General features: G+C 37.5%; 5 protein-coding genes and 1 pseudogene. 1 reads left to right on the forward strand and 5 read right to left on the reverse strand.

Annotation, left to right across the window (positions count from 1 at the left end; genetic code table 11):
* From F6K27_RS10220 to F6K27_RS10235, 4 genes and pseudogenes are all read right to left on the reverse strand, one after another.
* Positions 1–439, reverse strand: a pseudogene (locus F6K27_RS10220) (methyltransferase type 11); the annotation flags it as partial.
* Between the two features lie 84 nt (positions 440–523).
* Positions 524–5569, reverse strand: coding sequence for an FkbM family methyltransferase (locus F6K27_RS10225; protein ID WP_287275866.1), 5046 nt, complete (start codon positions 5567–5569; stop codon positions 524–526).
* A gap of 36 nt (positions 5570–5605) precedes the next feature.
* Entirely contained in the window at positions 5606–6448 is an 843-nt protein-coding gene (locus F6K27_RS10230; RefSeq protein WP_287275867.1) for a bifunctional 2-polyprenyl-6-hydroxyphenol methylase/3-demethylubiquinol 3-O-methyltransferase UbiG, read from the reverse strand.
* A 130-nt stretch (positions 6449–6578) separates the two neighbouring features.
* Positions 6579–6986 (reverse strand): M48 family metallopeptidase, encoded by a 408-nt coding sequence (locus F6K27_RS10235; RefSeq protein ID WP_287275869.1) that lies wholly within the window; start codon positions 6984–6986, stop codon positions 6579–6581.
* 348 nt (positions 6987–7334) lie between these two features.
* On the opposite strand from F6K27_RS10235, the gene F6K27_RS10240 reads away from it, so the two are divergent.
* Entirely contained in the window at positions 7335–7460 is a 126-nt protein-coding gene (locus tag F6K27_RS10240; protein ID WP_287275870.1) for a hypothetical protein, read from the forward strand.
* 10 nt (positions 7461–7470) lie between these two features.
* Here the strand turns inward: F6K27_RS10240 and F6K27_RS10245 are convergent, their stop codons facing one another.
* Positions 7471–12177, reverse strand: a complete 4707-nt coding sequence (locus tag F6K27_RS10245) for a glutamate synthase-related protein (RefSeq protein WP_287275871.1) — start codon at positions 12175–12177, stop codon at positions 7471–7473.
* Positions 12178–12517: the final 340 nt, after the last annotated feature.

Consider the following 12517-nt stretch of genomic DNA (forward strand, 5'->3'; position numbering starts at 1 on the left):
ACAAAGACGCTCCCCTCCGAGAGCGAGCAGATTCTTTTTGCATAACAACAGTAGGTAAACAAATCTGCAATGGATCTATTAATGAAGTCATTCCAGAAAATGGATAAGCATCTAAATAAATATTTGCCATTTTCAAATATTCTTTAATATCAGCACGATTTGGTAAAGCATTGAGCAAAAGTAGTCGCTTTTCACTAACTCCATACTTACTTAAAGTGGCTGAAAATCGCTCTTGAAAAGCTTCAATTGGATAAGTTGGTGCCCAATTAGGATTAAATGGATATAACAGGAGCATAGAGTTAGGAACTTGAGCAATTATTTGTACCCAAGTTGCTTCTACTTCTGGGATTATTTTATAAAAATTAGCACCTGATATATAAACTACTGTATTCTCATCAATATTTAGTTCTTTCCTACTAATAGTTGTTGTTACCGACAATTCCTTTTCAGTCCCAAAATCAAAACATTGATCGGGTCCATCTAAAGTTACTAATTTTTCTGTGTAATGTTCTTTAGCATTAGTTTATGAGTCAGTAAGTTTGCTGGAAATATAGCAATCAATATGACGCATCCCTGTAGTAACAGGGGAATTCATTCCCACAATTTGTATTCGTGCTAAACGATGGGATGCTAATAAAGTTATGGCATTAGTTTGGGAAGTAATATTAGTAGAAATAAACAGAATATCTAAGTCATCGTTACGAATAGCTTTTACTTGAAGTTCGAGGTCTTCTGGCAATTCAATTGCTACATCAGCATGGTCGAAACAATATCTTTCCAGAGGATGATCGTTTGCTTGTAAATAATAGAGAATAATTTCAAATTCTTCCCTGTTTAAGTGTTTATATACAGGTAAAGTGGCAAAAGTTTCTGGATGAGGTTCAAAATTATTGGCAATAATTCCCACACGAATCTTCTGGCGATCGCCTGTTCTTTCTGGAAAGTTGTACTCTACTTGATACCCTTCAATTTTTAAAGCAAATTCGATAATTTCTGCCCGTTTTTTGTAAATATCCTTTAAATTTGCTTGACTAAAATAGAGAAATAATTTGGCTTTGAGAGTAAACCATTTAGCTATTTGATGAGCAGTCTTATTATCTGGGTTTTGGAAAATAAAGGAATGAATATCATTGACTACTTTTTGTGTCTGTTCGTAGTAACTTTCCACATCTCCTATTTTTCTAAAAAAACCTAGAGGTTGACCACTTTCAATCGTTCCTTTTTCTAAAATTTCTAACTCACTTAAAATCTTTTCAGCTTCATCTTTTTCAGTTAATGGTTCAGATTTAATTTTGTTAATAGGTTGCTTCTCAAAGTTATCCTGCTTGGGAATAATTTGTTTTGATGATAAATCAATCCAATCCAACTTTTCTTTTAAGCTATCCAGTGCGATTGACGGAATGCTGTCTGCTTTGACTTGAGCTTTTACTTCCTCATTTTCATGTTCCAATTTAATTCGACCTTGCAACTGAGGAATTAAAGCTGACCATTGTATTTGATTCAACTCCCCAACCAAAACAATTTCTGGTCCCTCATCTACCTCTAATTCTTCTTCCATTAACAAATTCATTGCCACACTAGATAAAATTAAATCTGCATCTTCACCAGAAATATTGCTGTTATCTATTAATAGAGTCATCTTAGCTTTCTCTGGATGAGTCACCAGACTTTTAATTACCTCTTGTAATTCCAATCCGACTGTTTCTTCAGATTGCGACCAATCTGGGAAAATAATCAAATTAATTTCGCTTAATTTAAAAAGTTCCCATCCACCAGTTTCTAGACTAATAGCTCGCAACCTCTCTATACCTTGAATCTCATAAACAGCCAGATTTTCATCGACAACAGTTATTGCCTCCTCATTCTCATGTTCCAATTTAATCCGACCTTGCAACTGAAGAATTAAAGCTGACCATTGTATTTGACTCAACTCCCCAACCAAAACAATTTCTGGTCCCTCATCTACCTCTAATTCTGACTCCATTAACAAATTCATCGCCACGCTAGATAAAATTAAATCTGCATCCTCAGCAGAAATATTACTGTTATCTATTAATAAAGTCATCTTAGCTTTGTCTTTATGAGTTACCAGACTTTTGATTACCTCTTGTAATTCCAATCCCACGGTTTCTTCCGGTTGCGACCAGTCTGGGAAAATAATTAAATTAATCTCCCGGAGATTTAAACGCTGTAAAGTTGCTTTCATTAAAGCAGCACTCATAATATCTGCCATTTTATCCCAAGAGAATTTTTTAACTTGTTCTAAACCAGCAGCAATTAGAGAATTACGAACTTTTGGCTTTTGCACTTCGCACAGCGCATCCGTTAAACCATCAATATCATTAGCATCAACATATATAGCAGCTTCCCCTGCAACTTCAGGAATAGAAGAATTAGCACAAGTAATCACCGGACAACCACAAGCTAATGCTTCAGCAACTGGCATCCCAAAACCTTCGTATAAAGAAGGATAAACTAAAGCTACTGCACCAGAATAAGCAATTTTCAACTCCTCATCACTGAGTATCAGTGAATGTAGGACACTACCAGCAGCATATTCCCTATATTCGTTAGCAAAGTTTAAACCACTACCAGTGCAGACTATTTCAAATCCTTGTTTACTGTAGAGTTGAGCAAAAGCTTGGAAAAATAAAATCGCATTTTTATAGTTACTACCAGCACCCACCAAAAGAAAATAGGGTTTACTAATACCGTACTTATATTTAAACCCATTTATTTCTGTTGTTGTAGCGGGAGTAAAAGTAGGAGCAACACCGCAACAAGCTACAGTCACTTCATCCGGTTGAATATCTGGGAAAAACTTAACTAAATCCCTGGCGGTATTTTCTGATATGGAGATGTAAGAAAAAGCGTGAGAAATAGCATGATGTTTTTCCCTCCACATGGCTTTGTTTAAGTCAGTTTCCAATGCTTCAGGAATCATATCATAAGCCATAAATACCGAAGGTGTAGATATGGGAGTTGTGTAGTAAGTAGAGATAAATAAATCTGCACCCTCTTCATCGCAAACTTGCTGAAGCATTTTTTTGTCAGCGTCAGTATTGTTGTAGCTATAAGCTGGAATTTGACGATACCGGATGCCAGAAATTTTAGGTGAAGTGTTTACCCGATCTAGTACAATTATATGTTGGGCAAATTCTGTTTTAGCCCATTCTCCCAATACAGAGCGCCACACACGAGCAATACCTGTACTAGAAAGTTGGAAAAATACCCCGTCAATAATAATGGTAGGCGATCGCTTTTCCATCTTTACTGGTTGTTGTAAATATTCTGGTTGCAAGAATTTCCAATTATTTCTAGTTATATCTTTTTGCACCAGTGGAACTATACCTAATGATTCAGCGCGATCAACCATTGTGTTATCTCCTACCCAGGCAAAATAATCCCTCAAGTAAACAGGAAACTTAGTTTGTGACTGTAGACTTTGCCATTGACTTACGGCATTCTTATAACCATAGTATTGCTGTTTAAAGCTTAGTTGTTCTGGAGTAACGTAGGCAAAATGTTGGAAAATCAAACCTTCTCTTTCGGTTTCTGCGTGCATAAAAGGATTAATGGCAGCAACATTCTTTTGTTGACCATCTGCCAAATTTTCTACTAATATTGGTGGTTCGTGAGCTGCCCAAACATACCCTGGTTTAAACCTCCAAGTGCGTAACCAATCTTGTTTAGGATTTTGAGCGTAGCAGTTGCGGGTACTAATAACCAAACTTTCTCCCACAAAATACCAACACCAATAAAGTGCCGCCGTTTTCTCTGGATTTTTAATAAACAGTTTTCGACCATTACAAATTTGCTCTAAAGTCCAAATTTCATCGACATCCAACTGCCACAACAAACATTCTTCTTTGATATTTGCTAAAGGTGCATTCACCATTTCCCGTTTGCCATCCCAAAATTCTCCTTCTGGTTTGCGGTAAATAGTGATATTCTCCGGATATTTGGCTGCAAGTTCATCTAGATATTCTGATGTACCATCTTTACTCCTACCTCTTTGATGAATTTCATCGGTTATTTTTCCGCCTAGTTGCAAGCTCCAACCTGTGTCATGTTTTAAGTCGGCGACACCTTCAATAATATGCCAATGCCATTTAAAAGGAAGCTGTTTAAAAATGTCAATATGGTAGCGGATAAATGGTTCGCCGTTGAGAACAATAGTAAAGAAATGAATGGGTAGTTCTGGAAAAGCAATATAATTCTCATAAAAAGAATTTGAACCTAAAACTTTTTCCCCCATCTCACCATTTTTTTGAATGCGATGACACTCATAACAATATATTTTGAAAATATCAAATGTATCTTGTGATTTTCGGTTTAATCCTTCCAGCATTTTTTGAGATATTTCAAATTGAATAAACCTAATAGCCTTTCTTTGCAGCAATTGTATCGCACCTAAAAGTACATCAGATTCAGCCCCTTCTACATCAATTTTTAAATAATCTATTGATTCAATACCATGCTCTTCACAGAAAGAATCTAGAGCAACCGCTTCCACTATTTCCGTCTTAGTAATAGAAATATTTTCTTGGGGGTTTAAGGGGTTTGGCATCTCAGGTATCCCAATACTATTCCAGACAGAATATTCTTCAGAAAATTCATTAAATTCTATAAGTTGATTTTTAGAAAAAACCGCTTTTTGGAACAAATTGACATTGTTCAAATTTCGCTCTTTTATCCTCTCTTCAAGTTTTTGGAAAGTAGTTGAAGTTGGTTCAAAACTGTAAACTTTTCCTGATTCTCCCACTAATTTACTAAATAATAGAGAATAGTCTCCTATATTAGCTCCCACATCGAATACTTTCATCCCTGGTCTAACTAGATTTTTGACGAGATGTTGTTCGTTTCTTTCAGTTGCAAAAGAGTAACTTGTACTGCCAAAAATAGCATAACCGTTACGGAGTTCTTTATTCTGGTTAATTAATATATATTTTGCATCCGTAAGTAGTCGATTATAATTATCATAATTCTTAAAAGTGTTAATATCATCTAAAAGAATAAACTTTGCCCCATATATTTCTTCTAATTCTGCCGTACCAGTAAATTCCGAACCATCAATCAGTACAACATCAAAAACATCTATATTATTATCTTGTTTTATTTTTTTAATTCCTCGATCGTTGATCCCAGATTTTTTCAGATATTCAGTATCCTGTCGCCACCAATCTAAAACTTGTTGTAGAGGATATAAATTAAGATTAGTTTGATTATTTTGATAGAATTTTTGAATTTCATCTTCTGTAGGAAAACTTTCTAAGGGAACTGAGGATACATGGTAACAATTTACAAACGGATAATTTTTATATCTTTCTTCCAAAGCATTAAATCTACTTTGCGAAATTTCCATGCAAAATAATTGTGGATTATTTGGGTTATTTCTTAAACCAGTTACAAATGCTTCAGTGCTACCAGAACCTGATGAAGAACCAATTTCTAAAACGGTTATAATATCTTCTTCTCTAGCAATTAACTCGATAGTTTTATAAAATTCATCATTTTTAATTTCTGGTGGAATTATTCTCTCTAGCGGGGATTTATTTAAGTCATTCATATTGTTTTTAATTTGATAATTTTCTATTTTTTAAAGTCAAACTAATAGCCCATTATTTTGAATTTTTTTTCGACCTGGATATAATTTTTCTAAATTTTCTTGAGTCTTCTCATTAATGGGATTTTCAAATATTAACTCTACTTGCTTACTTGAAAATTTACTTGCTTTAATTAATTCTAGATAATCTTCTGTAAAATAACGATTAATATGAGGTGAATTATCAACATAATCAACCATCAATTCTGCTGTTTCTTTATCAGTATATTGATATAAATAATGACATAGTTCATCAGCCTTCATTAACAAATGTCCCCAAGGTGGGATAGGTGAATTACCAAAATCAAAAACTTTGCCTGCTTGGTCAGTTATTTTTGGCAAATGATGACCATCGTATGCTGACCAAATAGGTGAAAACATAGAGAATAGTTTTCCTCCTGGTTTTAAAGCCAGAAACATTTTATCTAAAGCAGCAGGTAATTTATGAATATGCTCAAAAGTTGCAATTGAAAAAATTAGATCGTACTTTCCATAATATTCTTGGGGAAGATTTTCTATGTTTTCTAAGAAGAAATTATATTTTTCTAGTTTTCTATTATCAAAACCTAAATTAGAAGTATCTTTAATATTAGGAATAATTGTTCCTGTATGAGATAACCCTCCTGCATCCTTGAGGGACTCTTCATAATCTGGAGTTTCTATTGCTGACCAAGACTTAACATGAAGATAATCAAACACAAATTCCGGTGGTAAACTCCCACCAACTTCTAAAACATCTTTACCTTCAAAACCTACTAAATCTTGACATATACGGGCAAAAGTAACGTGATAACTCAAGCGAAATTTAGCTTGACATTCAGCTATATTAGATTCTGTTAACATAAAATTATTTTTAGGTCTGGGGTTAGTTACTTGAAAACAGGAAAGTCCTAAGCAAGACTCTTTCTCACTAGGTAATCCTCCTCTATCTAAAACTTTACTATCTTTAAAAAAGACTGACGTACAATTTTTGTCAGAAATTATTCCCTTTAACCTCCAACCTCACCTGCTCCAACACCACTTTATAATCCTCTCTGTCTGGATAGAAATTCACTAATTTTTCCAGAGGAGCGATCGCCCCTTTCCTATCCCCCATCTCCAACCTCACCTTAACCAACCCCTCCAAAGCAGTAACATTTTCAGGTTCCCGCTCCAACACACTTTCGTATCCCCGCGCTCTTTTCTGCAACTGCTCCTCTACTGACACAACTGCTGCGGTCTCTACCTGTGGAGATTCCTGAAAAGCACTTTTAAACATATTTGCTATCCCAAACAAAGCAGTACCACCAAAAGATACACACCCAACTAGGGACATTATCTTTCTTAATGTCTTACTGCGCTGTTGCCGAGTTTCTATATATTCTTTCTCTGTTCCTTGCATTAACTACTTTATCTCCCAATAACTACCTTTTCCAGTCTTCCCAATTTGAGCCAAAAAGCGATCATATAAGTATGCGGAGTATTATCGCTCCCTACTATTTCGTCCCTTGTCCCAGAAAATTCCTCAAATAAGAGTTTCTTTTCTGGCCAAGCTCACTCATTATTATTTTTAATATTTACAATTATTCAGTAAAGCGATCGCTCTTTCTATTTTGTCCAATTATTCGGTTTCTCTAGTTTTCCCCAAACATTTCTCAAATTTTCTGGTATAGCAATGAGCGCTCAGGTATTTACAATGTCCAGCTCAAAGTGCACTCTAGAAAAGGTGTACAAAAAATAATGTGTAAATATGCCAGCGCACATTGCTATATCTCTTTGGAATATTCCACAATATTTTGTGCTTTGCCTCAATCAAAAAAGAGGCGATCGCTATTCATCGCCCCTACAATTATTCAATACTCAACCTATAGTTTAAACTCAATCTCCTAAACCTTAACAGCAACCTTCTCCTCAGCATCAACACTTGCTTGTGGTGTCTCCGCTTCAGAAGGAGGAACAACTTGATAAAACTTCGGCAAATACTCAGACCAACTCGCCAAAATAATCTTCGCCTTCTCACTTCCAGTCCTATCAACGTGCAATGAAATCAAATCCTGCAACTGCGCCTCACCTTCTGGCGTACAAACACGCTGAATAGAAACGATTTCATTATTCACCCTAGCTGGAAAATCACCATCCTCATCCAAGAAATAAGCAATTCCCCCAGTCATACCAGCGCCGACATTCCGACCTGTCTTACCCAAACAAACAATAACACCACCAGTCATATATTCACAAGCATGGTCGCCAGCACCTTCAATAACTGCCTTACCCATAGAATTCCGGACAGCAAAACGTTCCCCTGCTTGACCATTAGCAAACAAAATTCCACCAGTAGCACCATACAAACAAGTATTGCCAATAATTACATTTGTTGCCGGGTCGTAACCAGTTTTCGCAGGTGGCTTAATAATAATCTCTCCACCGTGCATTCCCTTACCAACATAATCATTCGCTTCACCTCGTAACGTCAAAGTCATTCCTGGCAAATTAAAAGCACCAAAACTCTGACCAGCACTACCATTAAACATCAGATTAATCTGCCCTTCAAAACCAGTATTACCATAAAGATCGGCGATCGCTCCCGCCAACCTTGCTCCCACAGTACGGTCAGTATTAACAATCTTTATTGTCTTAGAAACACTACCCTGGTTACGAATTGCCGTTTCAATTTCCCGATCACCCAACAGTACATCATCTAAAACAAGACCGTTGCTATGAACTGTTTCATGGTTTAACCAATCGCGGTTAGTGCGAGTATCTGGCAACTTGAGCAAACAATCTAAATTTAAAGCTGCTGTTTTAGTTAACTGCACACCTTTCCCCTCTGGGGAAGCAGCTAACATATCCCGTGCTTTCAGCAAGTCTGCACGACCTAATATTTCACTGAGGGAACGATAACCCAACCTTGCCAAAATAGTTCGTACTTCCTCAGCAATAAACCAGAAGAAATTAACCACATTTTCTGGCACCCCAGTAAATTTCTTACGCAACTTTTCCTGCTGAGTTGCCACACCAACTGGACAAGTGTTTAGATGACAAATCCTTGCCATAACACAACCTTCAGCAATCATCGCAATGGAACCAAAGCCAAATTCTTCAGCACCCATTAAAGCTGCCATAATTACATCCCAACCTGTTTTGAGACCACCATCTACCCGGAGAGTAACGCGATCGCGCAATTGATTTTCCATCAATACCCGATGTACTTCAGTCAAACCTAATTCCCAGGGACTACCAGCGTGTTTAATCGAACTCAGAGGAGAAGCACCAGTACCACCATCGTGACCAGATATCTGAATCACATCAGCATTTGCTTTAGCTACACCAGCAGCGATCGTACCGATACCAATTTCTGCTACCAACTTCACAGAAACACCAGCATTAGGATTAACTTGGTGGAGGTCAAAAATTAACTGTGCCAAATCCTCAATAGAATAAATGTCATGGTGAGGAGGTGGTGAAATTAAGGTAACCCCTGGTTTAGAACGACGGAGTGTGGCAATGTAGTTGCTAACTTTTTTGCCTGGTAACTGACCGCCTTCTCCTGGTTTTGCCCCCTGAGCAATTTTAATTTCTATCTGTTTGGCACTCATCAGATATTCTGGTGTTACGCCAAACCGACCGGAGGCAACTTGTTTAATTGCAGAAGAAGCAGTGTCACCATTTCTCAATCCCTTGAGATGGGGGAACAAAGTAGACAAACCTTGACCATTAACATCGTCTATTATTTTAAACCTTGTGGGGTCTTCTCCACCTTCACCAGAATTAGATTTACCTCCTATCCGGTTCATAGCGATCGCCAAAGTTTCATGTGCTTCCCGTGACAACGAACCGAGAGACATTCCCCCAGTACAGAAACGTTTCATTATTTCTGCTGCAGGTTCGACTTCCTCTAGAGGTATAGAAGGGGAATAGCTATTAAAATCTAACAAATCTCGCAAAGCTGTTACTGGTCGCTCTTGCAAAGATTTCTTGTAAACTTCGTAGTGGTCATACTCTGTTGTTTCTGGGTGTTTCCCATTGCCGTTGCCATTAGCATTACTAAAAGTAGCAACTGCTTTATGGAGTGCTTTTGCCATTTCGGGACTGTTCATGTGATATTCCCCACTAGGGCGATATTGCACAAACCCGTAATTTTCTAGCTTTTTAATATTCAGTTCTGGGAATGCTCGACTGTGGAAAGAAATCACCTCTTGTGCTAACTCTGCCACCGTTAAACCACCTATTCGAGAAGTAGTTCCCCGGAAACCTAATTCTAATAAATCTCCACCAATACCAATAGCTTCAAAAATCTGCGCTCCGTGGTAAGAAGACAACAAAGAAATTCCCATTTTAGACAGAATTTTCAATAATCCTGCTTCTATTGCTTTGCAATAATGTTTCTGAGCTTCTTCGATGGTGATTTTGTTAATTTTACCTCGTTCCATTTGGTTTTGAACTGTGGAAGTTGACCACCAAGCACGGACAGACTCTAATGCTAAATAAGGATGAACTGCACTTGCTCCATAACCAATTAAACAAGCGAAATGATGCGTACTCCAACACTGAGCTGTTTTTACTACTAAAGATGTTTTCATCCGCAACTGTTCTTTGATCAAGTGATGATGAACTGCACCTACAGCTAACAGAGGCGGAATGTAAGTAAATTCTGCATTTATACCACCATCACATTTGTCAGATAAAATAATAATTTCCTTACCATTCCGAACTGCTGTTGCTGCCCGTTGGCACAAATTATTGACTGCACTTTGCAACCCTCCTGGTCCATCAGCTACGGCAAATAGAGTAGAAAGAGTTTCTGTGGCAAATTCTGAGTTGTAACGAATTTCTTGTAGTTCTTCATCGTTTAATACGGGTGATTCTACTTTTAATAACCGTGCATTTTCAGGAGTAGTTTCTAATAAGTTGCCACGGTTGCCAAGGAGCATATTGAGTGACATTACCATTCCTTCCCGGAGCGGATCAATGGGGGGGTTTGTCACTTGAGCAAACCTTTGTTTAAAATAGTCGTATAGCAAATGAGGGCGTTGGGAAAGCACTGCTAGGGGAATGTCATCACCCATGCAAAATGTTGGTTCTTTGCCCAAATTTGCCATACTGCTAATCACCATATCTAGGTCTTCTAAACTATAGCCATAAGCTGTTTGTAGTTGCAGTAGCGTTTGTGCTTCTAGTTTGGTTTTGGTTCTAAAAGGTTGCTTTGTTATCTGCTTTCTTTGCTTTAACCATTCTCCGTAGGGGTGTTGGGAACTAATACGTTTTTTAATCTCCCAATTTTTCAGAATTTCATTAGTGGCTAAATCTACAGCAATCATTTGTCCCGGTCCGAGGCGACCTTTTTCGACTATTTCTGCCTCCGGTATTTCTACAACTCCTGCTTCAGATGCCACAATTATTAGATCGTTATTTGTAATGCAATAACGTGCTGGTCGCAAACCATTCCGGTCTAGAGCTGCTCCTACCTGTTTACCATCACTAAACACCAATAATGCCGGACCATCCCAAGCTTCCTGCAAACCACTGTAATATTCATAAAAATCAACAATTTCTGGATAATCTACTAGATCCGGCTGATTCCTGTATGCTTCCGGCACCATGATCATTAATGTTTCCAGTGGGGAACGCCCCGAACGTACAATTAATTCCATCACGTTGTCTAGATTTGCCGAATCACTACTGCCAGCATCTACAAAGGGTGTTAATTCATTTAATCGCGCTCCCCAAGTCGATGAACTTAGGCTAGATTCCCGAGCTTTCATCCAGTTAATATTTCCCAACAGAGTGTTAATTTCTCCATTGTGACCAAGCAAACGCATCGGTTGAGCCAGAGGCCATCGAGGCATTGTATTTGTACTGAAGCGTCGGTGGTAAACTGCAAAGGCGCTCTCGTAGGCAGGGTTTTGTAGGTCTGTGTAAAATTCTCCCAGAACAGCAGATCGCACCATTCCTTTATATACAATAGTGCGACTGGAGAAAGAACAAATATAAGCATCTATTCCCCAAATAAAACCCTCTGCTTCTAAAGCACAACCAATATTACGACGTATTAAGTAGAGCGATCGTTCTAAATCATCTCCTTGCAATGTTTCTGAAACTACAATGAGCTGTTCAATCTGTGGTTGATTTGCTCGTGCTTGTTGTCCTAATACTTCTGGTCTGACTGGTACAACTCTCCAACCAACTACTTTTAAACCTTCTTTAGTAATTACTTTTTCAATTATTTGACGTGCCTGTGCTGCCTTCTCTTCTGTTTGGGGTAAAAATATCATTGCCACCCCACAACGTTCAGGATCTAACTCCAAATTTTCAGATAATAATTTCCACGGAATTTGACTCATTAAACCTGCTCCATCTCCTGAGTCTTGGTCAGCACTACAGCCACCACGATGTTCTAAGCAGGTTAGAGCAGGTAAAGCTTTCATCATAATTTCATGACTCTTTTTTCCTGATGGATGAGCAATGAAACCTACCCCACAAGCATCTCGTTCTTCTACTAGCCATCTTTGGCCGCTATAAGTTTCTTTGTTTACTTTGAGATTTATGGGCGCAGAGATTTGTTTATGTTGGGAATCGTTACTGATTTGATTCATGTTTAATTTACTCACATTATTGTCAACTTTAAGTGAGGGTGTTACCCTTGATATAACTGTTCATCTCATCCTATTGCTACTTGCTTGGGATACATACACTACAAAACAAGTCGCATAATTGAGTGAAATTTTAATATTGTTTGAAGGTTGATATAATACTTGGTATAGTATTTCGTTTTTTCCTCATTTTCTTTACAAAGATATAAGATTTTACAAAAATAGCTCGCTATATTATCAACCACGAAAACCTACAAAACCCATGTTTTTGCTATTTTATCAACTATCTTAACTATTGCTTGAAAATAATTATGATACAAAAAATACTCTAAGTTATACTCAA

This window comes from Okeania sp. SIO2F5 (genome assembly GCF_010692685.1).
Classification (GTDB): Bacteria; Cyanobacteriota; Cyanobacteriia; order Cyanobacteriales; family Microcoleaceae; genus Okeania; species Okeania hirsuta.

Coding starts and splice junctions, on each gene's coding strand:
- F6K27_RS10240 (WP_287275870.1), top strand. CDS start 7,335: ATGCCAGCGCACATTGCTATATCTCTTTGGAATATTCCACAATATTTT.
- F6K27_RS10235 (WP_287275869.1), bottom strand. CDS start 6,986: ATGCAAGGAACAGAGAAAGAATATATAGAAACTCGGCAACAGCGCAGT.
- F6K27_RS10230 (WP_287275867.1), bottom strand. CDS start 6,448: ATGTTAACAGAATCTAATATAGCTGAATGTCAAGCTAAATTTCGCTTG.
- F6K27_RS10225 (WP_287275866.1), bottom strand. CDS start 5,569: ATGAATGACTTAAATAAATCCCCGCTAGAGAGAATAATTCCACCAGAA.
- F6K27_RS10245 (WP_287275871.1), bottom strand. CDS start 12,177: ATGAATCAAATCAGTAACGATTCCCAACATAAACAAATCTCTGCGCCC.